Raw genomic sequence first — 25,861 nt, 5'->3', positions numbered from 1 at the left:
GGTAGGGACAGCACTACGGGGGAGAGGCAGGGCTTCGGGATGGGGTGGCGGACCCGCGCTGCCTAGCCTTTGGGCATGACCGCCGTTGCCGCCCCCAGCGATCAGCCGACGCTGGCACCGAGCATCCCCCGCCAGCTCTTCGTCGACTCCGGGTACGTGCTGCTCGGCCTCCCCCTGGCCCTGACCAGCTTCGTCGTCCTCGTCGTGGGCCTCGCGGTCGGCGTCGGGCTGGTCGTCACGGTGATCGGCCTGCCGATCATCAGCGGCACCCTGTACGCCGCCCGCGGGCTGGCCGACATCGAGCGCCTGCGGCTACCCGCGGTGCTCCGTCAGCCCCGGATCCGGCCGCACTACCGGCTGCCGGAGGCGGGGGCGAACGCCTGGCGGCGGATCTTCGTGCCGATGCGGGACGCCCAGTCCTGGCTCGACGTGGCACACGGCGTGCTGCGTCTGATCGTGTCGGTGATCACGTTCGTGGTGGCGCTGGTCTGGTGGGCCGCCGCCGTCACCGGCTCGCTCTACTGGGCGTACGACTGGACGCTGCCGCGCGGCGAGGGCGACAGCGACCTGGCCCAACTGCTCGGCCTGGGCGACTCCACCACCGCGCGGATCGGGCTGACCACCGCGATCGGGGTGTTCTTCCTGATCACCCTGCCGATCGTGGTCCGGGGCTGCGCGCTGCTCCAGGCCAGCTTCGCCCGGGCCATGCTGACCGGGGTGGCCGAGATGCGGGACCGGATCACCGTGCTGGAGGAGCAGAAACGCGCCGCCGTCTCCGCCGAGGCGTCCGCGCTGCGCCGGCTGGAACGCGACATTCACGACGGCCCCCAGCAGCGCCTGGTCCGGCTGGCGATGGACCTCAGCCGGGCCCGGCAGCAGTTGGCCACCGACCCGGAGGCGGCCGGGCGGACCATCGACGAGGCGGTCGCCCAGACCCGGGACACGTTGGCCGAGCTGCGGGCGTTGTCCCGGGGGATCGCCCCACCGGTCCTGGTCGACCGGGGGCTGCCCAGCGCCCTGGCCGCGCTCGCCGGCCGGGGGCTGATCCCGATCGAGCTCCAGGTGGACCCGCAGCTCGGCACGCCGGGCGGGCGGCTCGACCCCGCCGTGGAGAACACCGCGTACTTCATGGTGGCCGAGGCGTTGACCAACGTCGCCAAGCACAGCCGGGCCACCGAGGCCACCGTCGCCCTCACCCGGCAGGGCAACCATCTCCTCGTGCGGGTGGGCGACGACGGGCAGGGCGGCGCGCACCTTGCCAAGGGGCACGGGCTCGTCGGCATCGCCGACCGGGTACGGGCCGCCGGCGGTGAACTGGCCGTCGTCAGCCCGGTCGGCGGGCCCACCGAGATCCGCGCGGAGCTTCCGCTGTGAGCCGTTGGACGCCGCACCGAGGCCTACCGGCGGGCCGGACGTGGTAGACAACACAGCCATGCGCATCGTGATCGCCGACGACGCCGTCCTGCTCCGGGAGGGGCTGGTACGGCTGCTGACCGAGAGCGGGCACCAGGTGGTGGCCGCCGTGGGGGACGGCGACGCGCTGGTCGAGGCGGTGGTGAACCACCGGCCGGACGTGTCGATCGTCGACGTCCGGATGCCCCCGTCGCACACCGACGAGGGGCTGCGGGCGGCGGTGGAGGCCCGCCGGCTGGTGCCGCGTACCCCGATCCTGGTGTTGTCCCAGTACGTCGAGGTGTCGTACGCCGACGATCTGCTCGCCACCACCGGTGGCGCCGGCGGCGGGATCGGCTACCTGCTCAAGGACCGGGTGGCCGCGATCGACGAGTTCCTGGACGCGCTGCGCCGGGTGGCGGCCGGGGGCACGGTGCTCGACCCGGAGGTGGTCGGCCAGCTCTTCGCCCGACGCCGCCGGGACGACCCGCTGCGCGAGCTGACCCCGCGCGAACGCGAGGTGCTCGCCCTGATGGCCGAGGGGCGCTCGAACACCGCCATCGCCCGCGCCCTGGTGGTCAGCGACGGCGCGGTGGAGAAGCACGTGCGCAACATCTTCACCAAGCTCACCCTGCCACCGGACACCGAACAGCACCGGCGGGTGCTGGCCGTGCTCACCTACCTGCGGAACTGACCTCCCGCGCCAGGGTCACGGCGTCGGTGAGGGTGTCGGCGACCGGGTGGCCGGAGGCGCGCAGCCGGGTCGGGTCGGTGAAGCCGCCGGTGTAGAGCACCGCCCGACCACCCACCGCGAGCGCCGCGTCCGCGTCGTCGATGGAGTCGCCGATCAGCACCACCGAGTTGCCGTCCACGCCCAGCTCGGCCAGGTGCCGCTGGAGCGACTCGGCCTTGCGGTCGCCGCCCACCGCGGCACGCAACCCGTCCACCCGCGTGAAATGGCCGGTCAGCCCGTAGGTGTGCACGGTGGGCACCAGCTCCTCGTGGAACCACATGGAGAGCAGGCTCTGGCTGCCGGGCCACGCCGCCATCGCGGTCCGCGCGTCGGCGGCCAGCTCGCAGGTGGTCAACCCGCTGCGGTACGCGTCGTGAAAGATCCGGTCCAACCGGCCGAACTCATCGTCGTCCACGGCCTGACCGAGCACCTCGGCGTAGTACTCGGCGATCGGTCGGCGGAACCGCACCCGGTGCTCGTCCAGGGTGACCGCCGGCCCGCCCACGCTGGCGAACGCCGCGTTGGTGGCCGCGACCACCAGGCTGAGGTCGTTGAGCAGGGTGCCGTTCCAGTCCCACACGAGGTGGGGGCGCGCAGGGGTCATCAGAGCACCATAGGCACCGCTCAGAGCTGCGGCGTGGTCAGGTCCCGCAGCAGCCGCTCCTCCTCCACCCGCCAGTAGCCGTGCTCCTTGCCGTCGAGCAGCACCACCGGCAGCCGGTCCCCGTACTCCCGCTCCAGCCCCTCGTCGGCGGTGACGTCCCACTCGACCCACTTGTCCCCGGTGACCGCCACCACCCGGTCGAGCGCCGCCTTGGCGTCGTCGCACAGGTGGCAGCCGGGGCGGGTGATCAGGGCGAGCCGGGCGTCAGTGGACATCGGTTACCTCCGTGCGCGTGTCGGCGTTCGCCGGCGGGTCGGCCGGCGTCGCCGACCGGAGCTGGGTCTTGCGTACCTTGCCGATCGCCGAGTGCGGCAGGGCGTCGACGAAGTCGACCACGGTCGGGCACTTGAACCGGGCAAGGTTCCGCGCGCAATGGGCGAGCAGCTCCTCGCCGGTCACCTGCCGCCCCGGCGCCGGCACCACGTACGCCCGGACAGTCTCGCCGGTCCGGGGATGCGGCACACCCAGTACGGCCGACTCGGCCACCCCGGGGTGTCCGGAGAGCACCAGCTCGACCTCGCGCGGATAGACGTTGAACCCGTTGACCAGGATCAGCTCGCCGAGCCGGTCGACCAGGAAGAGGTCGCCGTCCTCGTCGGCGTACGCCACGTCGCCGGTCCCCCACCAGCCGTCGGCGTCCGGGCCGTCCCGGCCGTCGGGCCAGTAGCCGGTGAAGAGGTTGGGCCCGGCTACGACGATCTGCCCCGGGTCGGTGCCCGGCGCCACGTCGGAGATGTCCAGCTCATCCGGGTCCTCGTCGGGGACGGCCAGGCCGTCGCGCCACAGGTCCGTGCCGTCGGCGCCGACCAGGCGCAGCCGCAAACCGGGCAGCGGCCGGCCGATCGAGCCGGCCTTGGCCACGCCGCCGACCAGGGTGGAGGTGAGCACCGGCGCGGTCTCGGTGAGGCCGTACCCGACGTGCACCGGATGACCGGTCACCTCGGCGAAGCGCGCCGCGACCGCCGGCTCCAGCGGCGCCGCGCCGCAGACCGCCACCCGGACGGAAGCGGTCGCCGCCCGCAGCTCCGCCGCGCCGGCCCAGGCCAGGAACATCGACGGTACGCCGACCAGCACGGTGACCCGGTGCCGGGCTATCTCGTCGAGCCCCGCCGTCGGCCCCGGCTCGTCGAGCAGCACGCCGGTCGCGCCATGGTGGACGACCGCGCCGAGCCCCGAGTTGAGCCCGTACGCGTGGAACAGCGGCAGGGCCAGGAGCACGGTGTCCCCCGGGCCGACCACCGGCGGCTCGATCCGGTCGACCTGCTCGTGGTTCGCCAGCAGGGCGCGGTGCGAGAGCATCGCGCCCTTGGGACGGCCCTCGGTGCCTGAGGTGTAGAGCAGTACGGCCAGGTCTGCGCCACCCCGGCGCGGGCGCGTCGGCGGCTCGGGCGCGTCGACGGCGGACCGTGGGGGCGTGCCGTGCACGGCGGTGAGCGCGGGCAGCTCGGCGGCCACCTCGGCGACCAGGCCCCGGACCCGCTCGGTGCCGATCAGCACCGAGGCGCCGGAGTCGGCGAGCACGTGCCGCAGTTCCGGGGCGGTGAAGCCGGGGTTGACCGGCACCGCGACGAGTCCGGCGCGCAGGGCGCCGAGCCAGCTGACCACGAAGTCGATGGTGTTGGGCAGTGCGATCGCGACGCGTGGCGGCGTACCGCCCGGATCGTCGGGCGGCGCGGCGGCGGTCAGCGCGTACGCGGTGGAGGCCACCGCGGCGTCCAGTTCGGACCAGCTCAGGGTCCGGTCGCGCCAGTGCAGCGCGGCCCGATCGCCGTGGTCGAGAGCCGCCCGGTGGACCCGGTCGGCGAGGTTCGGCTCGGTGTTTGCCGATGCGTCCTGCACGGTGATCGAGTCTGGCACAGCGGGCGGCGCCAGGCCACGCCCGACGGTCGGGGCGGCGGACGGTCGGCGGCGCCCGGAAAGGTCCCGCCCACGGGACTGACCACTGTGCCACCGGCGATCCGATCACGTCCCGTCGATGGGACGGGCGACGCCACGCCCCGCCGGTTCGGCCGGGTCGCGCCGACCACCGGACGGGACGGGTCAGCCGAATGGGCAATGCGCCCTCGACCAGGGGTTCCACCCTGGATCACCGCGCCGCTCCAAAGTCAATCGCACACGACGGACAACCGGTCCGCCGACGGTGCGACGGAGGGGGAAATACTTCCGCCCTGTGTAACGGACTTGCCACGCGCGGGTGACGTTGGCCCTATCATCACTCGGGTCGGCTCACCCCATTTGCCGTGAGTCGACACCCCTCAGCCCGAGGAGGCCCCCGTGCCTGTGAGCGCATTGGACCAGCACCTCAAGGGGAACTGCCGCCCGTCGGCACACCCCGGAACCGTCCTGCCCGACCGGAAGCCCGGTCGGTCCGCACCGCCGACCCGCAGACCCGCCCGCCCGGCGACCGACGGGACGGGGGCGACGCGGTGACCACCTTCGGTTATGCGGAGCGCCCGGTCGGCCTGACCGGTCAGACGGCTCGCGCCCAGGTCAACGAGCGGCCAGCGGCCCGCGCCCCGATGGACGAACCGCACGGCGCCGCCGTGCGGGGCGACGGCACGGCGAAGCGGATTCGCAACCGGCCACACCACAACGAGCCGCCACCACGACCGGCGGTGCCCGGCGGAAACGCGAAGCCGGCCGGCGGCCGGGTCGCCGTACCGGCCCGACCGACCATGCCGGCCCAGGGCCGACGGGTCAGCGACACACCGACGGCGCCCGCCGACGCGTCCGCGGGCGAGACGGCGGTGATCCCGGCGGTACCGGCCGCCACCACCCCGACCGGCTTTCCGAGCCGACCGGACCCGTCCGACCCGGCCACCGAGGTCTGGACGCTGATCGAGCGGGCCCAGGCCGGCGAGTCCGAGGCGTTCGGCCTGATCTACGACCGGTACGTGGACACCGTGTTCCGGTTCGTCTACTTCCGGGTCGGCAACCGGCAGCTCGCCGAGGACCTCACCTCGGACACCTTCCTCCGCGCGCTCAAGCGGATCAGCAGCTTCACCTGGCAGGGCCGCGACCTCGGCGCCTGGCTGGTGACCATCGCCCGCAACCTGGTCGCGGACCACTTCAAGTCCGGCCGGTACCGGCTGGAGGTCACCACCGGCGACGTGCTCGACGCCGACCGGGAGGACCGGGGCCCGGAGGGCAGCCCGGAGGCGGCGGTGGTCGAGCACATCACCAACGTCGCCCTGCTCACCGCCGTGAAGCAGCTCAACCCGGAGCAGCAGGAGTGCATCGTGCTCCGGTTCCTCCAGGGCTTCTCGGTCGCCGAGACGGCACGGGCGATGGGCAAGAACGAGGGCGCCATCAAGGCCCTCCAGTACCGGGCGGTCCGCGCCCTGGCCCGGCTCCTGCCCGACGGCTTCCAGCCGTAGTTTCTTCCGGCGGGACCGATGGGCGTCGATCGGCGTCCCGGCAGCTCAGTCGGTCGCGCCTGGTGACGACGATCACTTTCTGTGATTTCCGGCCCGCCAGGCCCGTAACCCGTGCCCGGTCCACGGCGTTTCTCCGGGTGCGACCGGTGGTTGCCCCGGCAGGACCGGGTCAGCGAGGTTCGTCCGGCATGCCGGACCGGCCTCACCTCCGTGGCGTCACACTGCCGCCCGGTCGCTGGCAAGGACCGCGGCCGCCCGGCCGTGACCAGCGAGAGGAGGTGCCTGCGGTGGACAACATCCTCTTCTCCCGCCGGCGCGCGGAGCGCTTCGCGCAGCTTCTCGACGAGGCCAACGGCGGCCGACGGCACCACGTCCGGTCCCGTGCGGATGGCCAGCTCGCGCCGCTCGTCGCGGTGGGCCAGCGGCTCAGCGTCGATCCACCGGCGGTCGAGGTCGACCCCGACTTCCGGACCGGTCTGCGGGCGATGCTGCTCGCCACCGCCGTGCGGGAAGGGCTGGGCACCACACCGCCGGCCGGCGAACCGGCCACCGTGCGTCCCGCCGGCACCACCCGGGGTTCCCTGCTTCCGGCGGTCACCGCCCGCCGGGCCCGCGCCCGGGGCGCGATCCTGATCGGCATCGCGGCCGGCGCCATCGCCGTCTCCGGCATCTCCGCCGCCAGCGAGAACGCGGTCCCCGGCGACGCGCTCTACGGCATGAAGCGCTCGACCGAGCGGGCCCAGCTCGCCCTGGCCAGCTCGGACATCAGCCGCGGTCAGCTCTTCCTGGACTTCGCCCGGACCCGACTCGGGGAGGCCGCCGAGCTGCGCGGCGACCCGATCGGCTACAGCGCGGTCCTCGACGACATGGACGCCGACACCCGGCAGGGTGTCCGCCTGCTCAACGCCGCCGCCGTGCAGCGGGCCGAGCCGGCCAGCCTGGACACCGTCAACACCTTCGTCGCCGGTCAGCGGCGAGCGGTGGGCAACCTGCTCGACGGGGCCACCCGGGCCGACCGGGAGCGGACCCGGCGTTCGCTGGCGCTGCTGGACGGCATCCGGGACCGCTCGGACGCGCTGCGCGCGGCGATCGCCTGTGGCCTGCCGGCGCCGACGGCGAGCGACACGCTCGGCCCCGCCCCGTCCGCCTGCCCCGGCACCCGCTGACCCACCCGGGGCGCCCAGCCGCCCCGGCCACTCCCCTACCGCAGGTCCGGCCGGTTCTGCCACAGTTCGCTCGCTGCCCGGCCGGTCGACCGTGCTTGCCGGCTACCCTCGCTGGAGGCATCCGTCGTACCTGGCGAGGAAGGGAGACGCGTGGCGCGCAGCCGCAAGGTGACGGTCAGCACCGACGCCCATGGTCACACCGCCGGCTGGGCGGACACCGAACTGGCTCCGACGACCGCGCCAGACCCGACCGCAGCGGCCTTCTTCGACGTGGACAACACGATGATGCAGGGCGCCTCGATCTACTGGTTCGCCCGCGGCCTCGCCGCGCGGAACTACTTCACCACCGCCGACCTGGGCCGGTTCGCCTGGCAGCAGCTCCGGTTCCGGTTGCTCGCCCGGGAGCACGCCGGTGACATGTCCCAGGCCAAGGAGGCCGCGCTGGCCTTCGTCGAGGGCTGGCGGGTGGACGACGTGGAACGCCTCACCGAGGAGATCTTCGACGAGCTGATGGCTCCCCGGATCTGGGCCGGTACGCACCAGCTCGCGCAGCGCCACCTGGACGCCGGCCAGCGGGTCTGGCTGGTGAGCGCCGCCCCGGTGGAGATCGGTCGGGTGATCGCCACCCGGCTCGGCCTGACCGGCGCGATCGGCACGGTGGCCGAGGTGGTGGACGGGGCGTACACCGGGCGGCTGGTGGGCGACCTGATGCACGGGCCGGCGAAGGCCGAGGCGGTCACCCAGCTCGCCGCCGTGGAGCGCCTGGACCTGACCCGCTGCGCGGCCTACAGCGACTCGGCCAACGACCTGCCGCTGCTCTCCGCCGTGGGGCGGGCGGTGGCGGTCAATCCGGACGGGACCCTGCTGCGGCAGGCCCGGCAGCGCGGCTGGGAGGTACGGGACTTCCGTACCGGCCGCCGCGCGGTCAAGATCGCCGTGCCGTCGACCGCTGCGGCCGGGCTGGTCGCCGGCGCGGTCGCCGGTGGCCTGGCGTTGCAGCGTCGCCGCCGCAGCGGCTGAGCGGCGGGCTCAGGGGCCGAACGGGTCCGGCCGCACTCAGGGGCCGAACGGGTCCGGCCGTCGCTCCAGCAGCGTGTGCAGGGTCTGCTGGATGGTCTCCCGCACCTGGTCGGCGAGGTTGAAGACCACCAGCGGGTCGTCCGCCGAGTCGGTCAGGTGCGCGGTCGGGATCGGTGGGCAGAACTGGATCAGCCACTTGCTGGGCAGCGGCACCATCCCCAGCGGCCCGAGCCACGGGAAGGTCGGCGTGACCGGGAAATACGGCAGTTTGAGAAGCCGCGCGAGGGGCTTGATGTCGGCGAGCATCGGATAGATCTCCTCGCCACCGACGATGGCGACCGGCACGATCGGGGTGCCGGTGCGCAGCGCCGCCGAGACGAAGCCACCCCGGCCGAACCGTTGCAGCTTGTACCGGTCGGCGTAGAGCTTGCCGATGCCCTTGAAGCCCTCGGGGAAGACACCGACCAGGTCGCCGCCGCCGAGCAGCCGCTCGGCGTCCGGGTTGCAGGCCACCGTGCCACCGGTCTTGCGGGCGATCTCCGACACCACCGGCATCCGGAAGACGAGATCCGCACCGAGCAGGCGCAGGTAGCGATGCGCGGGGTGCTTGTCGTGCAGCGCCGCCGAGAGGATCAACGCGTCCAGCGCCACCGTGCCCGAGTGGTTGCCGACCACCAGGGCGGGCCCGTCGACGGGGACGTGCTCCACCCCGCTGACCTCGGTGCGGAACCAGTCCCGGTAGAGCAGCCGCAGCAGCGGATGGAAGACCGCGTCGGTCAGCTCCGGGTCGAAGCCGAACTCGTCGACCTCGTAGTCGCCGGAGAGCCGCCGGCGCAGGAACGCCAGGCCGTTCGCGACCTTCCGGTCCCAGTGGTCACCCGGCCGGTCCGCGACGGCCGGCTCGGTGCCACCCGTCTCGCCGCCGGTGGCCGGAGCGCGCCCGCCCGCCGGTTCGCCGGGAACCGGGCCGTCGACCGGCTCGTCGGTGGCCGCGGTGTCGACCTCGTCGGCCGGCGCCGGGGTCGGCGCCACCCGGGCCGCCGGTCGGTGTCCGTTGCGCCGCGCCGGGTCCGCGCCCGGCGCGGTCGGCCCCTGCGGTACGTCGAACCGCCCGATGCCCGCCGGGTCACGACCCTCCCCCGCCCCCGTCACGACCGCTCCCGGATCGAGGAGCGGACCTGCCGGATGCCGTCCAGGACGAGCTGCTCAGCGGCGGCCAGGTGGTCCCGGGTGACCACGACCCCTCCGTGGTGGGCGCGGATGAAGTCGTCGAAGGCCGCGGCGGTGGAACGCGGCGTGAAGCCGTACTCCCGCTCCAGCCGGGTCGTGTCGACGACCCGGCCGTGCACGAAGAGGTCGACCTGGTCCAGGCCGTAGCGGCCGAAGCCCATGCTGCGGGCCAGCGCGGCGGCGCCGGAGAGGCCCGGCTCCAGCACCGGGACGGCCACACGACCGGCGCGCCGGATCGCCTGGGACAGCGAGAGCACGCCCGGCCCGGCGACGTTGTAGGTGCCGGGATGATCCTCCACGATCGACCGGTGCAGCACCTCCAGCGCGTCGTCGATGTGCAGGAACTGCAGGCGGGGATCGCGGCCGAAGACGGTGGGCACCAGCGGCTGCGCGAAGTAGCGGGTCAACGTCGTGTCGGCGGTCGAGCCGATGAACGGCGCGAAGCGCAGCACCGTGGCGGTGACGTCGGATCGACGACGCCGGAAGCCGCGGACGTACCCCTCGACGTCGAGGATGTCCCGGCCGAAACCGCCACGCGGCACCTCGCGCGGCTCGGTCTCCTCGGTGAACACCGCCGGGTCCCGGAACGACACGCCGTAGGCGGCGGTCGACGAGCGGACCACCAGCTTGCGCAGCCGGGGCGCCCGTTGGCAGGCGGCGAGCAGTTGCATGGTGCCGATGACGTTCTGGTCCTTCATGGCCGACCGGCCGCCGTGCTGCGGGTCGGCAGAGCTGACCAGCGCGAGGTGCACCACCGCGTCGACGTCGAGGTCGGCGAGGAGCCCGCCGAGCGAGCCGGCGTCGACGCGGATCCGTTCGACGCGGTCCAGTACGTCGGTGAACTCGGCGCCGGGGTCCGGCGCGTCCACCCCGATGACCCGCTCGATACGCGGGTCGGCGGCCAGGCGGGCCGCCACGTGGGCGCCCAGGTAACGACCGACCCCGGTGACGACGACGACCCCCGGAGCACCTGAGGTGCTACCGGGGGTCATCTGACGCACCTACCCCGGCAGGAGTGATCGAGCCGGGACGACCACGGCCTGATCACCTGAGCCTCCGGAGGTCGACAGGTGGCAAGTGACGCCGGATGCCGGGCAGAGTGCCCGGCGGCGATCACTTGCCGAGACGGCGACGCTGGACGCGGGTCTTGCGCAGCAGCTTGCGGTGCTTCTTCTTAGCCATGCGCTTGCGGCGCTTCTTGACCACCGAGCCCATACGACAGCCTTTCGATACAACGTGCGGGGCGGACCGGATGACACCACGCAGGTGGCGACGGCGACCGCTTGCGGACAACGGACCGGACCAGTCTGGGCGGCGGGGCGCACCGGTGGGGTCTCGGTCGGGCTCCAGGGTAGCCGGAGAGCGTCAGCAGGACCAACGCGCCCCCGTCGATGCCGCTTTCCGGGCCTGACCGCGCGGCCCGCCAGCTCCCGCTACGTCGCGTTCGGCGGGCGCGGCGGTGGCTCAGGCGGTCTCCTGAAACGCACCCCGCAGATATTCGTGCACCGCGTGCTCAGGCACCCGGAACGACCGGCCGACCCGGACCGCGGTGAGCTCACCGCTGTGCACCAGGCGATAGACCGTCATCTTCGAGACCCGCATCACCGTCGCCACCTCGGCAACGGTGAGGAACTTGACCTCCGACAGCCGTCCGTCGGACTGCGACCCGGCCATGGCTTCACCGACCCATCCCATGCCCGGCGCGTGCCAACCCGACGGATGCTCCGGGCCGGGCCGGCGACGCGCGTGTTACCAGTACGGTAGCGGGGCGGCTGTGACCGGCGCGATCCCTTCGTACAACTGATCATGTTCGGGCCGCCGGTTCACCCGATCCGCGCTCCCGGTATCTCCCTGCCTGCGTCCGGCGTCCGGTTGGGGCGGCTCGGAACGGCGGTGGCTCACTCGGCGCGCAGCGCCACCACCGGGTCGAGCCGGCCGGCGCGCTGCGCGGGAACCACCCCGAAGACGATGCCCACCGCCGCCGACACGCCGAACGCGAGCGCCAACGACCACCAGGTGATCGCCGCCGGGATCGGGGACAGCGTGTCCACCAGCAGCGCGGTGCCCACGCCGAGCGCCATCCCGGTCAGCCCGCCGATCGTGGTGAGCAGCACCGCCTCCAGCAGGAACTGCACACCGATGTCCCGGGGGCGGGCGCCGACGGCCTTGCGCAGCCCGATCTCCCGCGTCCGCTCCCGCACGCTGACCAGCATGATGTTGGAGACGCCGACCCCGCCGACGAGCAGCGAGATGCCGGCGATGGCGGCCAGTACGCCGGTGAGCACACCGAGGATGTCGCCGAGCACGCCGAGGATCTGCTGCTGGGTGACCGCGCTGAACTCGGTGTCCGGGTGCCGGCGGTTGAGTTCGGCGACGATCCGCTCGCCCAGCTCGTCGATGCGCTCCCGGTCCGGCGCCTTCACCGCGATGCCGTCCACCCGCTGCGTGCCCCAGAGCCGCTGCGCGGCGGTCACCGGCACGTGCACCTCGTCGTCCCGGTCCACGCCGAGGCTCTGCCCGAGCGGCGCGAAGACGCCGATCACGCGGAACCGCACGCCGGCCAGCGTCACCTGCTGCCCGAGCGGGTCCCGGTCGGGGAAGAGAGCGCGGGCCACCTGGTCGCCGAGCACCGCCACCCGCCGGCTGGTGTCCACGTCCGTGCCGGTGAGGTAGCGGCCCCGGGCCAGCGACCGGGTGAACACCGCCGGGGTGGTCTCCAGTACGCCCTGCACGGTGGTGAAGTCGGTGCGGGCGCCGGCTCGCGCGGTCGCGCCGGAGGCGATGGTGACCGCCACCCGGTCGGGGTCCCCCACCACCCGGGTGACGGCGTCCACGTCCTTGAGGGTCAGCGGCGAGACCACCGGCGCGGTGCCCACCTCGATCCTGCCGGGCACGACCAGCAGCAGGTTGGAGCCGAGCCCCTCGACCTGCTGCTCCACCTTCTGTTTGGTGCCGGTGCCGATGGCCACCAGCAGCACCACCGAGGCCACGCCGATGATCACCCCGAGCATCGTCAGCGCGCTGCGCAGGCGATTGGCCCGCAACGCGTCCAGCGCCACCCGCCACGCCTCGGCGACCCTCACGAGTCGCTCCCGTCGCCGGTCGCCGCGTCGGCGTCCTCGGACCCCGGGCCGCGGTCCGGCGGGTGCGGAAGGCGCCCGGTGGCTCCGGCGGCGCCACCAGAGCCACCGGACGGGTGCCCCGGGCCGCTTCCGGACACGGACCGGGGCTCCGCGCTGGGAGCGGGGACCAGTGTCGCAGGTCGACCATGATCAACGGACAGCGGTCGATCATGCAGGTGGGTGGTGCCGTCGTCGGTCGCGCTGTCCGCCACCACCACGCCGTCGCGCATGGTGATCCGACGGCGGGCCCGGGCCGCGACCTCCTGGTCGTGGGTGACCATCACCAGCGCCACCCCGGACTCGACGTTCAGCCGCTCCAGCAGCTCCAGCACCGCCGCGCCGGTGACGCTGTCCAGGTTGCCGGTGGGTTCGTCGGCCAGCAGCACCGTCGGCTCGGTGACCAGCGCGCGGGCGATGGCGACCCGCTGCTGCTCGCCGCCGGACATCTGGTTGGGCCGGTGGCCCAACCGGTGCCCGAGGCCGACCCGGCCGAGCACCGCCGCCGCCCGCTCCCGGCGCTGGCGGGCCGGCACGCCCCGGTAGACCAGCGGCAACGCCACGTTCTCCACCGCCGAGGTACGCGGCAGCAGGTGGAACGCCTGGAAGACGAAGCCGATCGTCTCGTTGCGCAGGGTGGCCATCTCCGGTGGGGACAGGGCGTTGACGTCCCGACCGCCGATCACCAGCCGACCACCGGTGGGCCGGTCGAGCCCGCCGAGGAGATGCATGAGGGTGGACTTGCCCGACCCGGACGGCCCGACCAGCGCCACGTAATCACCCGGCTGCACGGTCAGCGACACGCCGCGCAGCGCCTCGACCGACACCCCGTCCAGCTGGTACGTCCGGGACACGTCCACCGCCTCGATCGCCGGCGGCGAGCCGGTCACCGCACCTCCTGGCCGTCGCGGACCTGGTCGGCGCCGCGGACCACGACCCGGTCGCCGGCCTGCACACCGTCGAGGATCTGCACCAGGTCCGAGCCCTGGACGCCGACGGTCACCGGCGCCCGGTCCGCCCTGCCGTCGCGCACGACCCAGACGGCGTCCCGGCCGTCGGTGGAGAACACCGCCGAGGCGGGGACGGTCACCGCGTCGGCGGCCTCACGCACCCGCAGGTGGACGATCGCGTTCATGCCGGGACGCGGCGTCGGCGCCGGCTCGTCCTCGGCCAGCTTTCCGGCGCCCAGCGCCAGGCGTACCCGGTAGGTGACCCCGCCCTGCGCGGAGCTGGTCGGCAGCACGTCCACCGAGCGGACCATGGCGTCGTAGCTGGCGCCGGTGACCGCGTCCAGCTCGACGGTGGCGGTCACGCCGGCCTTGACCAGCAGCACGTCGGTCTCGTCCACCTCAGCCAGCAGCCCCAACTGCCCGGTGTCGACCACGGTGAGCACCGGCGTGCCGGCGGTGACCCGGCCACCCACCGCCACCGCGTCGTCCACCCCCGCGGGTGGCCCGCCCTGGCTGGGAGCCAGCACCGACGGGTCGATCCCGGCCGCCTGGGCGCCGCCGGCCTGCTCCAGCAGCCCGGCGAGACCACCGGCCGGGCCACCGCCGGCCCGGGTGCCGCCCGGCTGCACCACCCCGCTGACCGGGGCGCGCAGGGTCAGCGCGTCGACGGTCGCCTTCGCCAGGTCGTACGCCTGCTGGGCCTGGAGCCGCTGAGCCGTGGAGAGCGCGCCGACCGCCGAGTTCAGCCCGCTGATCCCCCGCTGCAGCGCGCGGACGGCCTGGTCGGCGGTGCGCGCGGCGGCGGCGTACTGCCGCTGGGCGGACGTCACCTGGGTGCGCAGCGCGTCCCGCAGTTGCGGGTCGGCGATCTTCTCGGCGGCTGTGCGGGCGGCGTCGAACGCCTCGTCGGCGGCCCGGTCGGTGTCGCGCCGGCTGCCGGTCAGGCTGCCGGTGGAGACACCCCGGCCGGCACGCTTCGCGGCGGTGAGCGCCTCCTTCGCCTGGCGGAGCCGCTGCTGAGCGGAGGGCGAATCGACGACGGCGAGGACCTGACCGCGCTTCACCCGCTGTCCAGGCTGGACGCGCAGGCTGGCCAGGGTGCCGTCGGCGGGAGCGGTCAGGGTGGCGGCGGCCCGGGCGGTCACCGTCGCCGGCGCGTCGATCACCTCGGTGACCGGGTTGCGCGCGGCCGAGGCGAGCGCGAGGTCGGGGTCGTCGTCGCCGCACGAGGCGGCGGTGGTGGCGGTGAGGACGACGACGGCGGTCAGGGCGGTGAGCAGGCGGGGCCGCGTGGCGTGGACAGGCCGCGGCGACTGGGGGCGGCGCACCCATCGATGGTACGGCTCACCGCCCAGCTCACCACGGCGTGGCGGCCGCCCCTCGGTCGGGTCAGGCGGCGGCGGCGCGGACGTACGCCACGCACTCGTCGTGCAACGTCGACCACTGCTCGCCGAACGCCTCCTCGGCGGCGACCGCGAACGCCTTGCGCTCGTGCACCACGGCCTTGAAGAAGGCGAGCAGCCGCTGTGGCCCGTAACGGTCGACGAGATGCCGGACGGCGAGGTAGCCGACGCCGTAGCTGCCGCCGACCCGATCCGCGGGAGCGTCGTCGGCGGGGGTGATGCCCTCCAGCCGGCCGTCCCAGGCGCTCCGGACCAGCTTCCGCACCTGGGCGAGCCCCTCGTACCGGTCGACCGGCTGGCCACCGGCGCCCGCGTACTCGGCCAGCCCCTCCACCAGCCACCAGGTCGTCTTGCCCGGGTAGCCGCGTTCCGGCAGCGAGGCGGCGTGGGTCAGCTCGTGCCGGAGCAGATCGTCCGCACCGCTGCTGGGCAGCCCGTCGGCGTTGAGCACCACCTCGTGGTGGCCGCCGCCCACCGTCACCGCGTAGCCGCCGGTCCACTGTGGCCGGCCACCGCCGTACCAGCGCTGCCACTCGCCCCGCCCGGCGTAGAAGATCCGGTACCGGTCCGGTGGTGAGCCGGCCACCACGTACCCGTCGGCGACCGCGGCCGCCGCCTCGGCCTGCGCGAGCAGGCTGGGCAACTTGCCACGCAGTGCAGGGGTGGTGGCCACGATCGTCCGCGGGCCGATCGCCACGGCCAGGTCGCTGATCTCCCAGGGCCGGGTGCCGGTCTCCGCCGACTTGGATTCCTCCATGGCGACCAGCAGGGGCTGGGCGGCGTTCTCCCGCCAGCGGGTGCCGATCAGCACCGGGCTGGGGCGGCAGGCCGGGGCCACGAAGCAGTACTGGAAGCGCACCAGCAGCCGCCACTCACCCGGTTTGCCGACGACCGGCGCCGGCAGGCCGCTCGGCTCGGCGCGCCAGACGGTGACCTTGAGCGCGCGCAGCGCGGCGAAGCGGCGGCGCAGGTCGGCCTGCGCCGCGGGCGCGGCGACGGCGAGGAAGCCGGCCCGGTCGCCGCCGAGCAGCGCCGTGGACTGCCGCTGGAGTTGGGCGGTCATCCGGTCGCCCAGCCCTCGGGCGACCGCGGTGGCCGGGTCATCCGTCGCCGACGCTCCGATGCGTCCGACGGTGGCCTGGCTGCCGGCCTCCCGCACCACTCCCACCACCAGCAGCGCCGGCAGGCCGCAGCCCAGCAGCAGGACGAACACCACGAGCACCGTCCACAGCGGCCAGAGCCGCCGCGGCGCCAGCCGCTGCTCCCCGTCAATCACCCGCCGAAGGGTACGACCATTCCCTGGATCGGGCGAGGCCGCCCCAGGAGCGGAAAGCTCTAGCCGCCGCACACCGTCAGGAACCCGAGCAGTTCGTCGGCGGTGCGCTGCGGGCGGTCGGCGTGCGGGTAGTGCCCGGACTCCTCGATCATCCGAGCCTCGGCGGTGCGGAACAGCCGCCGGGCCGCCCGCGCCTCGGCACCCGGGTTGGGAAAGTCCGGGTCCTTGGCACCCATCAGCACCAGCACCGGTTGCCGGACCTGCGCGGCGCGGGCGGTCCAGTGCGGCTCGGCCGGCGCGACCACGCCGCGCACCGCGGCCATCCGGCCGGGCTCGCGCAGGGTGGCCACCATCGCCCGGCGGTACGACGCGTCGTCGGCGGGCCGGTGCACCGGGAACAGCGTCTTGTGGAACATCCCGAACAGCCGGGGGCTGCGCAGGACGGCCACCGACGTCATCCGCAGCAACGGGTTGAGCTTCGGCCGGCCGACGAACGCGCCGATCTGCACGATGCCGGTGACCAGGTCGGGCGCGCCGGTCGCGGCGAAGACCACCGCCGCCGCGCTCGATGAGCTGCCGACCAGCACGGCCGGGCCGGCGTCGATGTCGCGGACCACGGCCAGCAGGTCGGCGCCGACCTCCGCCGGGGCGTACGTGGGCCAGCCGACGCTGGACTCCCCGTGCCCCCGAACGTCGACCGAGGCGACCCGGTGGCCGGCCGCGACCAGCAGCGGCACCAGATGCCGGAAGCTCCCCCGGTTCTCGCCCATGCCGTGCGAGAGGACGACGAGGGGTCCCTCCCCGTGCACCTCGTACGCGATGCGTCCGCCGTCCCGCCGCACCTGGCTGGTTGTCATGGCCAGAAAGCCAACCCGTCGGCCGGTCCGGTCCGTTACTTCTTGGAGATCAGGGCACGGCCGAAGAAGACCAGGTTGGCCGGGCGCTCGGCGAGCCGGCGCATCAGGTAGCCGTACCACTCGTCGCCGTACGGGACGTAGGTGCGCACGGTGTAACCCTCGCCGGCCAGACGGGCCTGCTCCTCGGGGCGGATGCCGTAGAGCATCTGGAACTCGAAGCGCTCCGGCCCACGGTCGAACCAGCGGGCCCGGTCCTCGCCGATGGCGATCATCCGGGGGTCGTGGGTGGCCAGCATCGGGTAGCCGTCGCCGGACATCAGGATGTTCATGCAGCGGACGTAGGACTTGTCCACCTCACGGGCCGACTGGTACGCCACCGACTCCGGCTCCTTGTAGGCGCCCTTGCACAGCCGCACCCGCGACCCGGCCGAGGACAGCTCGCGGCAGTCCGACTCGGTGCGGCGCAGGTACGCCTGGAGCACCGCGCCCGTCGACGGGAAGTCCTTGCGCAGCTTCGCCAGCACCTCCAGCGTCGAGTCGGTGGTGGTGTGGTCCTCCATGTCCAGGGTGACCGTGGTGCCCACCGCGTCGGCGGCCGCGCAGATCGCCCGCGCGTTGTCGTACGCCAACTGCTCGTCGAACATCTGGCCGAGGGCGGAGAGCTTCACGCTCACCTCGGCGGCCGGGGTCAGCCCGGCGGCGCCGAGCATCTTCAGCAGCTTCAGATATTCGTCCCGGGTGGCGGTGGCCTGCGCGGGGGTGACGGTGTCCTCACCGAGGTGGTCGAGGGTGACCGCCAGACCGTCGTCGACGAGTCCGCGGGTCGCGCGCAACGCGTCGTCGGTGGCGGCGCCGGCGACGAACCGGCGAACGACGTCCCGGGTGAACGGGGCGGTCGCGACGAGCCGCTCGACCTGGGATGACCGGGAGGCGGCGAGGATGACGGAACGGAGCATGAGCCGAGCGTAACGCCCCTGCCAGGGCCCCCGCCGAGGGGCAGCCGGCCACCGGCCTGATGAGTCGGGAAGGGCGCCTTGTACAACAAAATCCGATCACAAGGGGCCCTTCCGCACCTCGGGGCGGCGGCGGTGGCGTGGATCGGCTACAACGATGCCGTGGACCAACGCCCCCGCCGCCTCCGGTCGGCCTCCGTGCAGCTCGGCGCGCTCACCGCTCTCGCGCTCGCCCTCTCCGGCTGCAACATGACCTCGGACGACGATGACGACGACGACTGCGCGCTCGGGCCGGTCGGCGGCGGCGACACGGTCGCCCTCGCGATGCGGGTCCCCGACCCGGCCGCCGGGCGCGCCGCCCCGGAGCCGACGGCCGCGGCCCTGCCCGAGCGCGGAGGGTTCGGCACCCACCTCGCCGCCTGCGGCGGCTGAGGTGCGCCGCGAGCGGGTCACGCCGCGCCCCGACTGGGACGCCACCATCCGGGCCCAAGGGCTGGTCTACGTCGACACCGAGCTGCCCGACGGCGGGATCATGTCGTACTGGGACGAGACCGCCGCGTACGCCTTCGACCTGGACGAGGTGCTGCGGCTGGAGGAGGCCACCGAGGAGCTGCACCGGATGTCGGTCGCCGCCGCCGAGCACGTGGTGGCCCACCGCCGGTACGCCGAGTTCGGCATCCCGGAGTGGGCGGCCGAGGCGGTGGCCCGGTCGCTGCGCGAGGCGCCACCCACCCTCTACGGGCGCTTCGACCTCGCCTACGACGGCACCTGGCCGCCGAAGATGTTGGAGTACAACGCGGACACCCCGACGGCGCTGGTCGAGGCGAGCATCATCCAGTGGTACTGGCTGGAGCAGACCCGGCCGGAGCTGGACCAGTGGAACAGCCTGCACGAGCGGCTGGTCGGCGCCTGGGCCAAGATCGGGTCAGGGCTGCACGACCCCCGGGTGCACGTGCTCTGGTCGAACGAGGAGGAGTCGGGCGAGGACCACATGACCGCCGGCTACCTCGCCGAGACCGCCCGGCAGGCCGGCCTGACCGTCGACCTGCTGCCGATCCAGGACATCGGCTGGGACGGCCGCCGCTTCGTCGACGCCGACGACCGCCCGGTGACCACCTGCTTCAAGCTCTACCCGTGGGAGTGGATGCTGGCCGAGCCGTACGGGCCGCCCGCGCTGGCCCCGGGCACCCCGACCACCTGGATCGAGCCGGCCTGGAAGCTGCTGCTGTCCAACAAGGCGCTGCTCGCGGTCCTGTGGGAGCTGTACCCCGGCCACGAGTACCTGCTGCCGGCGTACCTCGACTCGCCGCGTGGCATGCCGGAGTACGTGGCCAAGCCACTACTGGGCCGGGAGGGCGGCTCGGTACGCATCGTCACCGCCGAACAGGAGATCACCAACCCGGGGATCTACGGCGACGAGGGCTGGTGCTACCAGGAGTTCCGGGCGTTGCCGGAGTTCGACGGCAACCGGATGGTCCTGGGCAGCTGGATCGTCGACGGCGAATCGGCGGGGGTGGGGGTCCGGGAGAGCGCGAGTCTGATCACCGACGGTTACGCGCGGTTTCTGCCGCACTACATCGACGCGCCGCGCGCCCCGTGAGTCGTCTACCGTTGGGGGCGTGAACTTCGACGCGTACGCCCGGACCGGCGTTGACCTGGTCAACGCCCGCCTGGACGACCTCGACGACCTGCGGGCCCTCTTCCCCGACGAAAACGCCTGGATGCGCGACGAGGTCGCGGAACGGGATGTCGCGATTTTTCGGCGGGCACAGAAGCGGTTGCGCGACGTCTTCGAGTACGGCACTTCGGGGCGGGACGGCCAGGCGGTGACGGAGCTGAACGCGCTGCTCGAGGCGTTCCCGGTCCAGCCGCGCATCTCCGGGCACGACTCCAGCGACTGGCACATGCACGTGACCAGCCGCGGCGCGTCGGTCAGCGCCGAATACCTGGCCGGCGCGGTCTGGGGCCTGTCGGTCTGGCTCTGCGAGTACGGCAGCGCCCGGTTCGGCGTCTGCGCGGACGAGCGGTGCGGCAACGTCTACCTGGACACGTCGTCCAACTGCTGCCGGCGGTTCTGCTCCGAGCGCTGCGCGACCCGCTCGCACGTGGCGGCGCACCGGGCCCGTAAGCGGGCCGCGGTCGGCGAGCAGGTGACGGTGGCCGCACAGCCCACCAGCGGCGCCGACTCCCTCACCCCGGTCAGCTGACGCCACCGCCCGGTGGGCGGGTCAGGCGTCGACCGGGGACGGCGCGGTCAGGTGCTGACGGGCGAACTCCAACGCGGCGCGCAGGTCCGCCTCGCGCACCGCGCGGCTCTTCGCGCCCCGGGTCGCCACCTCCACCGCCACCGCACCGGTGAAGCCCCGCCCGGCCAGCGAGGAGAGCAGCTCCCCGCAGGGTTGGGTGCCGCGCCCGGGCACCAGGTGCTCGTCGCGGCCCTCGCCGGTGCCGTCGCCGAGGTGCACGTGGGCCAGCCCGGCGCCCATCCGGTCGGCCATCTCCAGCGGGTCGCTGTGCGAGGCCGCGCAGTGCGACAGATCCAGGGTGTACGACGGGTACCCGGTGTCGGTGGGATCCCAGCCGGGCACGTACGGAACGAACCGGCGGCCCGCCATCCGCACCGGGTACATGTTCTCCACCGCGAAGCGCAGCCCGGTGAACCGGTCCGCCACCGCGGCGAGCCCCTCGGTGAACCGGCGGGCGTAGTCGCGCTGCCAGGTGAACGGGGGGTGCACCACGACGGTCGGCGCCTCCAACGTCTCGGCCAGCTCGGCGGCCTTGCGCAGCCGCTCCCACGGGTCCGGGCTCCACACCCGCTGGGTGACCAGCAGGCAGGGCGCGTGCACCGAGAGCACCGGCACGTCGTAGTGCGTGGAGAGGCCGCGCAGCGCGCCCGCGTCCTGGCTGACCACGTCGGTCCAGACCATCACCTCGACGCCGTCGTAGCCGAGCGCCGCGGCCAGCTGGAACGCCGCCGCGGTCGGCTCGGGGAAGACCGACGAGCTGGACAGGAGCACCGGAACGCGGGAAGTCACATCAGCCAGGGTAGCCCGGCGCGGCCGACGCCATTGTGACGAGCGCCGGCAAACCACCCGTAACCACCCGCTCCGGTCACACCGGTTCGAGTTGATCGAGCCGCCGGAGGATGACCCCCTCCCGCAGCGCCCAGGGGCAGATGTCCAGCGACTCCAGATCCAGGCGGCGCATCACCGCCTCGGCGACCACCGCGCCGGCCAGCAACTGGTGCGCCCGGCCCGCGCTGACGCCTTCCAGCTCCATCAGCTGGGCCGGCGAGATGTGCCGGATGAAGCCGATGACCTGCCGCAACCCGGCGCGGGTCAGGCTGCGCCGCGCCCAGAGCCCGGCCCCGGACGGCGCCGCCCCGGCCAGCCGGGCCAGGGTGCGGAACGTCTTCGAGGTGCCCACCACCCGCTCCCAGCCGACCTCGGTCATCTGGTCGACCACCTTGGTCAGCCGGTCGTCGACGTACTCCCGCAGCTTGTCGACGGCCTCCGCGGACGGCGGCGCCGCGCTGGTCGGATCGATCCGCAGGCGCTCGCGGGTCAGCCGGCCGGCGCCGAGTGGCAGCGAGATCGCGGCGTCCGGGTCCTCGTCGATGCCGGCGGCGATCTCCAGCGAACCGCCCCCGATGTCCAGCACCAGCAGCCGTCCCGCCGACCAGCCGAACCAGCGCCGCACCGCCAGGAAGGTCATCCGCGCCTCGTCCGCGCCGGAGAGCACCGCCAGACGTACGCCGGTCTCGTCGCGGACCCGGGCCAGCACCTCGGCCGCGTTGGTGGCGTCGCGCACCGCGGAGGTGGCGAACGCGATCAGGTCGTCGGCCTCCAGCCCGGTGGCCGCCGCCTTCGCCATGCCGACCGCCTTGACCAGACCGTCCGCGCCCACGTCGGTCAGCGCTCCGTCGGGGCCGATCTGCTCGGCCAGGCGGAGCACCACCTTCTCCGAGTGCGCCGGCCACGGGTGCGCGCCGTGGTGCGCGTCCACCACCAGCAGGTGCACCGTGTTGGATCCGACGTCGAGGACACCCAGTCGCATGGTGAAGACCCTAGGTGCAAGTCGTTTGCGCGGCTCGCCGGCCTGCGGAGGGGACCGCGCGTACGCTGGGCCGGGTGACGATGGAGCTCCGCGTACTGGTGGACGATCCGGGTGACCCGCGCAGCCGCGAGGTGCCGCTGGACTTTCCCCGGGAGTGGATCGAGTTCGCCGACCCCGCGGACGAGACCCACCTGATCCGGGCCGACCTGACCTGGCTGCTCTCCCGCTGGACCTGCATCTTCGGCCGGGGCTGCCACGGCATCATCGCTGGCCGCTCCGCCGACGGCTGCTGCTCGCACGGAGCGTTCTTCACCGACTCGGACGACGAGAAGCGGGTCCGCAACGCCGTCAAACTGCTCACCCCGTCGACCTGGCAGCACTTCCGGCGCGGGGTCAAGAACTGGACCGACAACGACACCATCGACGGCAAGAACCCGGCCCGCCGGACCGCCACCCAGGGCGCCGACGGTCCGTGCGTCTTCCTCAACGACGCCGACTTCGCCGGCGGGGGTGGCTGCGCGCTGCACGCCCAGGCGCTGCGCGACGGGGTGCACCCCCTGGAGTACAAGCCGGACGTCTGCTGGCAACTGCCGATCCGACGGGATCAGGACTGGGTCAAGCGTCCGGACAACAGCAAGGTGCTGGTCTCCACCCTGTCGGAGTTCGACCGGCGGGGCTGGGGCGCCGGTGGGCACGACCTCGACTGGTGGTGCACCTCCTCGACGGACGCGCACGTCGGCACCGAGCCGATGTACCTCTCGTACGGGCCGGAGTTGACCGCGTTGATCGGCGCGGCCGCGTACGAGCGGCTGGCCGAGCTGTGCGCGGCCCGGACGAAGCAGGGCCTGGTCGCCCCGCACCCCGCCGACGAGGTCTGAGCACTTCCGCTGATCTTGGTAGCACTCTTGCTATCATTTCGGGATGGCCATGACGCTCCGACTTGATGACGAACGCGAACGGCGACTCCGTCTCGTCGCGGACGAGGAAGCGCGGTCGATGCACGCCGTCGTCGTCACGGCGATCGACGATTATCTGGCACGGCGGAACGCCAAGGAGTTCGGTGATCTCGCCGACGAGATCATTGAACGGCACGCCACGCTGCTCGCTCGCCTGGCGGAGTGATGACGGAGGTCCGTTACCCGACGCTTGCCGACGTGGCCGGCATCGCCCGTAAGCTCAGCGTCGGGATCAGGGACGCCGGTCTCGTGGAGTCGGCCGTCGCCCGACCGCAGACGAGTGTATTGGGGGAGGACGCGTACCCCGACCTGTGGACCAAGGCAGCGGCACTGCTGCACTCACTGGTCAGCAACCACCCGTTCGTGGACGGCAACAAGCGGATCGGCTGGATCGTGGCGGTCGCCTTCCTGCTTCAGAACCGTGCCGTCACCCTGGACCAGCTTGACGAGATGGACCAGGACGTGGCGTACGACCTGGTCATCAGCGTGACGGAGAGCCGGCTGACGGAGGTCGCCGAGATCAGCGCCGCGTTGCGCAAGCTGTTCTGACCGGGCCTGCCGGCCCGACGTCGTCAGCCGACCGAGCGTCGACATGCCGAAGGGGCCCACGTCAAGCGCGCGGGCCCCTCCGGTACGCCGATCACGGCTCGAACTTGTAGCCCAGGCCCCGGACGGTGACGATGAAGCGCGGCGCGGACGGCTCCGGCTCGATCTTGGAGCGCAGCCGCTTGACGTGTACGTCCAGCGTCTTCGTGTCACCGACGTAGTCGGCGCCCCAGACCCGGTCGATGAGCTGGCCGCGGGTCAGCACCCGCCCGGCGTTGCGGAGCAGCAGCTCCAGCAGCTCGAACTCCTTCAGCGGCAACTGCACGGCCCCGCCGTCGACGGTCACCACGTGCCGCTCGATGTCCATCCGCACCGGGCCGGCGGCCAGGGTCGGGGCGCCCGAGTCGGCCACCTCCGGGCTCTGCCGGCGCAGCACCGCCCGGATCCGGGCCACCAGCTCGCGGGGCGAGTACGGCTTGGTGACGTAGTCGTCGGCGCCGATCTCCAGGCCGACCACCTTGTCGATCTCGCTGTCCCGGGCGGTGACCATGATGATCGGGACGGCCGACCGCTGCCGGAGCTGCCGGCAGACCTCGGTCCCCGACATTTCGGGCAGCATCAGGTCGAGCAGCACGATGTCGGCGCCGGTTCGGTCGAACTCGGTGAGGGCGTCGGTGCCGGTCGCGGCGACCGAAACCTCAAAGCCCTCCTTACGGAGCATGTACGACAGGGCGTCGGAGAACGACTCCTCGTCCTCGACCACCAGAACGCGGCTCAACGGGGGTTTCCTTTCCATTGCTGTCAGACCTGCCGTAGCTCGGCCGGACCGGCCTCGATCCCAGCCGGCGGCAGTGTCGCCAGCAGGTCGTCCGGTGGACGGGCGGGCAGCCGGAGGGTGAACGTCGATCCACCACCAAGAGTGCTCGACACCTCCACCCGTCCGCCATGGTTGCTCGCGATGTGTTTGACGATGGCCAGGCCGAGCCCGGTGCCGCCGGTGGCACGCGAGCGGGCCTGGTCGGCCCGGTAGAACCGCTCGAAGATCCGGTCCACGTCCGTCGGGGCGATGCCGATGCCCTGGTCGGCGACGGCGATGTCGATGTGCTCGTCGTCACCGCGAAGGGTGACCCGGACCGTGGTGTCCGCACCCGAGTAGTTGATGGCGTTCTCCACCAGGTTCGCCACCGCGGTGGCGAGCTGGGTGTCGCTGCCGTACGCGGTGAGACCGCGCTGCCCGGTCACCGACACCTCGACGCCCCGGGCGGAGGCCGCGGTGCGGGTCCGGTCGACGACCTCGGCGATCACCCAGTCCAGCGCGACCGGCTCCGCCGGCGGCTGCGGCTCGGCGCCCTGCAACCGGGTCAGCTCCAGCAGCTCCTGCACCAGCCGACCCAGCCGGGTCGACTCGTGCTGGATCCGTTCGGCGAACCGGCGGGCGGCGACCAGGTCCTCGGAGAGGTCGGGCGCCGCGGCCTCGGCCGGCTCGGTGGCGTCGAGCAACGCCTCGGCGAGCAGCTGAAGCGCCCCGATCGGTGTCTTGAGCTCGTGGCTCACGTTGGCCACGAAGTCACGTCGCACGCGGGTCAGGCGGTGCGACTCGGTCACGTCGACCGCCTCCACGGCGATGAACCCGTTGCCGAGGCCCATGGCCCGCAGGTGCACGCCGAGCGGGTTCTCCCCCGCGCTGTCGCGACCCCGGGGCAGGTCCAGCTCGATCTCGCGCCGCACCCCGGTGCGCCGCACCTGGCCGGCGAGGGTACGGATCAGTGGGTGCGCGGCGATCGAGCCCGGGGTGCTGCCGGTGCGCAGCAGACCCATCGCACGGGCGGCCGGGTTGATCAGCACGGGCGTGTCGTCGTCGTCCAGCACCACGACACCGGCCCGGAGCGAGTCGATCGTCCGGCGACCGAGCCCGGTCTGCTGCTCGTCGGCTATCGCGGGCCTCCCCCTGCTCCAGCGGGAGTCTGCGCTCCCCGTCGACGTGGAGGGGCGCCTGCGCGCCGGAAGGAACCGGGGCAGCACGAAACCGGCGGCCAGCCCGGCCACCAACGCCACGGCCACCACGACCGCCACCGCCCACTCCACCCGGCGATCGTAGGGTCATTGTTAACCTGGCTACCACACAGAACAGGACGAACCACCCTCACTTTCGTAACTGTTCAC

At 73.3% G+C, this 25,861-nt stretch carries 28 protein-coding genes; 11 read left to right on the top strand and 17 right to left on the bottom strand.

Annotated elements, in window-relative coordinates; all coding sequences use genetic code 11:
- Window positions 1-75 precede the first annotated feature (75 nt).
- Both EAD98_RS09070 and EAD98_RS09065 read left to right on the top strand, forming a co-directional pair.
- A complete protein-coding gene (locus EAD98_RS09070) occupies window positions 76-1,374 on the top strand; it encodes a sensor histidine kinase (protein WP_121653600.1) in 1,299 nt (432 codons plus the stop codon).
- A gap of 58 nt (window positions 1,375-1,432) precedes the next feature.
- Window positions 1,433-2,086, top strand: a complete 654-nt coding sequence (locus EAD98_RS09065; RefSeq protein ID WP_121653599.1) for a response regulator transcription factor — start codon at window positions 1,433-1,435, stop codon at window positions 2,084-2,086.
- On the opposite strand, the gene EAD98_RS09060 is transcribed toward EAD98_RS09065, so the two are convergent.
- Genes EAD98_RS09060 through EAD98_RS09050 form a run of 3 tightly spaced genes read right to left on the bottom strand, consistent with a single transcriptional unit; the run spans window position 2,067 to window position 4,628 of the window.
- Window positions 2,067-2,729: an HAD family hydrolase gene (locus EAD98_RS09060; RefSeq protein WP_121653598.1), complete on the bottom strand. Its 663-nt coding sequence runs from the start codon at window positions 2,727-2,729 to the stop codon at window positions 2,067-2,069. The genes EAD98_RS09065 and EAD98_RS09060 overlap by 20 nt on opposite strands.
- Before the next feature lie 20 nt (window positions 2,730-2,749).
- Entirely contained in the window at window positions 2,750-3,004 is a 255-nt protein-coding gene (locus tag EAD98_RS09055; protein ID WP_121653597.1) for a glutaredoxin family protein, read from the bottom strand.
- Window positions 2,994-4,628 (bottom strand): AMP-binding protein, encoded by a 1,635-nt coding sequence (locus tag EAD98_RS09050; RefSeq protein WP_121653610.1) that lies wholly within the window; start codon window positions 4,626-4,628, stop codon window positions 2,994-2,996. The genes EAD98_RS09055 and EAD98_RS09050 overlap by 11 nt, the downstream gene beginning before the upstream one ends.
- A 587-nt stretch (window positions 4,629-5,215) precedes the next feature.
- Here EAD98_RS09050 and EAD98_RS09045 point away from each other — a divergent pair.
- From EAD98_RS09045 to EAD98_RS09035, 3 genes are all read left to right on the top strand, one after another.
- Window positions 5,216-6,166 (top strand): ECF subfamily RNA polymerase sigma factor, BldN family, encoded by a 951-nt coding sequence (locus tag EAD98_RS09045; RefSeq protein WP_121653596.1) that lies wholly within the window; start codon window positions 5,216-5,218, stop codon window positions 6,164-6,166.
- 287 nt (window positions 6,167-6,453) lie between these two features.
- Window positions 6,454-7,332, top strand: a complete 879-nt coding sequence (locus EAD98_RS09040; RefSeq protein ID WP_121653595.1) for a DUF5667 domain-containing protein — start codon at window positions 6,454-6,456, stop codon at window positions 7,330-7,332.
- Between the two features lie 150 nt (window positions 7,333-7,482).
- Entirely contained in the window at window positions 7,483-8,352 is an 870-nt protein-coding gene (locus EAD98_RS09035; RefSeq protein ID WP_121653594.1) for an HAD family phosphatase, read from the top strand.
- A 36-nt stretch (window positions 8,353-8,388) separates the two neighbouring features.
- Here EAD98_RS09035 and EAD98_RS09030 read toward each other — a convergent pair whose 3' ends face one another.
- The 10 genes from EAD98_RS09030 to EAD98_RS08985 form a co-directional block, all read right to left on the bottom strand.
- Window positions 8,389-9,198 (bottom strand): lysophospholipid acyltransferase family protein, encoded by an 810-nt coding sequence (locus EAD98_RS09030; protein ID WP_233578480.1) that lies wholly within the window; start codon window positions 9,196-9,198, stop codon window positions 8,389-8,391.
- Between the two features lie 302 nt (window positions 9,199-9,500).
- Window positions 9,501-10,574, bottom strand: coding sequence for an NAD-dependent epimerase/dehydratase family protein (locus EAD98_RS09025; RefSeq protein ID WP_121653593.1), 1,074 nt, complete (start codon window positions 10,572-10,574; stop codon window positions 9,501-9,503).
- 121 nt (window positions 10,575-10,695) lie between these two features.
- Complete coding sequence (locus EAD98_RS09020; RefSeq protein WP_007465623.1) at window positions 10,696-10,797, bottom strand: AURKAIP1/COX24 domain-containing protein; 102 nt, start codon at window positions 10,795-10,797, stop codon at window positions 10,696-10,698.
- A 249-nt stretch (window positions 10,798-11,046) separates the two neighbouring features.
- Window positions 11,047-11,256 carry a helix-turn-helix domain-containing protein gene (locus EAD98_RS09015; protein WP_007465625.1) on the bottom strand — a complete coding sequence of 70 codons (210 nt, stop codon included), beginning with the start codon at window positions 11,254-11,256 and terminating at the stop codon, window positions 11,047-11,049.
- Window positions 11,257-11,480: 224 nt separating this feature from the next.
- Window positions 11,481-12,665, bottom strand: a complete 1,185-nt coding sequence (locus EAD98_RS09010; RefSeq protein WP_121653592.1) for an ABC transporter permease — start codon at window positions 12,663-12,665, stop codon at window positions 11,481-11,483.
- Window positions 12,662-13,591 (bottom strand): ABC transporter ATP-binding protein, encoded by a 930-nt coding sequence (locus EAD98_RS09005; protein ID WP_233583762.1) that lies wholly within the window; start codon window positions 13,589-13,591, stop codon window positions 12,662-12,664. Before EAD98_RS09005 ends, EAD98_RS09010 begins: the two co-directional genes overlap by 4 nt.
- Window positions 13,588-14,979 carry an efflux RND transporter periplasmic adaptor subunit gene (locus tag EAD98_RS09000; protein ID WP_121653591.1) on the bottom strand — a complete coding sequence of 464 codons (1,392 nt, stop codon included), beginning with the start codon at window positions 14,977-14,979 and terminating at the stop codon, window positions 13,588-13,590. Before EAD98_RS09000 ends, EAD98_RS09005 begins: the two co-directional genes overlap by 4 nt.
- Window positions 14,980-15,040: 61 nt before the next feature.
- Complete coding sequence (locus EAD98_RS08995; RefSeq protein ID WP_121653590.1) at window positions 15,041-16,330, bottom strand: hypothetical protein; 1,290 nt, start codon at window positions 16,328-16,330, stop codon at window positions 15,041-15,043.
- A gap of 59 nt (window positions 16,331-16,389) precedes the next feature.
- Complete coding sequence (locus EAD98_RS08990) at window positions 16,390-17,187, bottom strand: alpha/beta fold hydrolase (RefSeq protein ID WP_121653589.1); 798 nt, start codon at window positions 17,185-17,187, stop codon at window positions 16,390-16,392.
- 35 nt (window positions 17,188-17,222) lie between these two features.
- Entirely contained in the window at window positions 17,223-18,143 is a 921-nt protein-coding gene (locus EAD98_RS08985) for a proline dehydrogenase family protein (RefSeq protein WP_121653588.1), read from the bottom strand.
- A gap of 159 nt (window positions 18,144-18,302) precedes the next feature.
- Between EAD98_RS08985 and EAD98_RS08980 the strand changes: the two genes are divergently transcribed.
- The 3 genes from EAD98_RS08980 to EAD98_RS08970 are packed head-to-tail and all read left to right on the top strand — an operon-like array spanning window position 18,303 to window position 20,347.
- The gene (locus tag EAD98_RS08980; protein WP_233583761.1) at window positions 18,303-18,572 is read left to right on the top strand and encodes a hypothetical protein; all 270 of its coding nucleotides are present in this window, start codon (window positions 18,303-18,305) and stop codon (window positions 18,570-18,572) included.
- Between the two features lies 1 nt (window position 18,573).
- Complete coding sequence (locus tag EAD98_RS08975; protein WP_121653587.1) at window positions 18,574-19,740, top strand: glutathionylspermidine synthase family protein; 1,167 nt, start codon at window positions 18,574-18,576, stop codon at window positions 19,738-19,740.
- Between the two features lie 19 nt (window positions 19,741-19,759).
- A complete protein-coding gene (locus EAD98_RS08970) occupies window positions 19,760-20,347 on the top strand; it encodes a CGNR zinc finger domain-containing protein (RefSeq protein WP_121653586.1) in 588 nt (195 codons plus the stop codon).
- A gap of 21 nt (window positions 20,348-20,368) precedes the next feature.
- Here the strand turns inward: EAD98_RS08970 and EAD98_RS08965 are convergent, their stop codons facing one another.
- Window positions 20,369-21,175: a sugar phosphate isomerase/epimerase gene (locus EAD98_RS08965; RefSeq protein ID WP_121653585.1), complete on the bottom strand. Its 807-nt coding sequence runs from the start codon at window positions 21,173-21,175 to the stop codon at window positions 20,369-20,371.
- 76 nt (window positions 21,176-21,251) lie between these two features.
- Window positions 21,252-22,196 carry a Ppx/GppA phosphatase family protein gene (locus tag EAD98_RS08960; RefSeq protein WP_121653584.1) on the bottom strand — a complete coding sequence of 315 codons (945 nt, stop codon included), beginning with the start codon at window positions 22,194-22,196 and terminating at the stop codon, window positions 21,252-21,254.
- Window positions 22,197-22,276: 80 nt separating this feature from the next.
- Here EAD98_RS08960 and EAD98_RS08955 point away from each other — a divergent pair, with 80 nt between their 5' ends.
- The 3 genes from EAD98_RS08955 to EAD98_RS08945 are packed head-to-tail and all read left to right on the top strand — an operon-like array spanning window position 22,277 to window position 23,701.
- A complete protein-coding gene (locus EAD98_RS08955) occupies window positions 22,277-23,074 on the top strand; it encodes a hypothetical protein (protein ID WP_121653583.1) in 798 nt (265 codons plus the stop codon).
- Between the two features lie 43 nt (window positions 23,075-23,117).
- Complete coding sequence (locus EAD98_RS08950) at window positions 23,118-23,318, top strand: hypothetical protein (protein ID WP_074314830.1); 201 nt, start codon at window positions 23,118-23,120, stop codon at window positions 23,316-23,318.
- Window positions 23,318-23,701, top strand: a complete 384-nt coding sequence (locus tag EAD98_RS08945) for a type II toxin-antitoxin system death-on-curing family toxin (protein ID WP_121653607.1) — start codon at window positions 23,318-23,320, stop codon at window positions 23,699-23,701. The genes EAD98_RS08950 and EAD98_RS08945 overlap by 1 nt, the downstream gene beginning before the upstream one ends.
- 91 nt (window positions 23,702-23,792) lie before the next feature.
- Here the strand turns inward: EAD98_RS08945 and EAD98_RS08940 are convergent, their stop codons facing one another.
- Together EAD98_RS08940 and EAD98_RS08935 are read right to left on the bottom strand one after the other, a co-directional pair.
- On the bottom strand, window positions 23,793-24,476 hold the full coding sequence (locus EAD98_RS08940) for a response regulator transcription factor (protein ID WP_074314832.1): 684 nt from the start codon (window positions 24,474-24,476) through the stop codon (window positions 23,793-23,795).
- A gap of 23 nt (window positions 24,477-24,499) precedes the next feature.
- The gene (locus tag EAD98_RS08935; RefSeq protein ID WP_121653582.1) at window positions 24,500-25,783 is read right to left on the bottom strand and encodes a cell wall metabolism sensor histidine kinase WalK; all 1,284 of its coding nucleotides are present in this window, start codon (window positions 25,781-25,783) and stop codon (window positions 24,500-24,502) included.
- Between the last annotated feature and the right edge of the window lie 78 nt (window positions 25,784-25,861).

The organism is Micromonospora sp. CV4 (assembly GCF_003667455.1).
Lineage (GTDB): Bacteria > Actinomycetota > Actinomycetes > Mycobacteriales > Micromonosporaceae > Micromonospora.
Note: the sequence above shows the minus strand (reverse complement) of the source record. Positions and strands in the feature narration are given on the sequence as shown.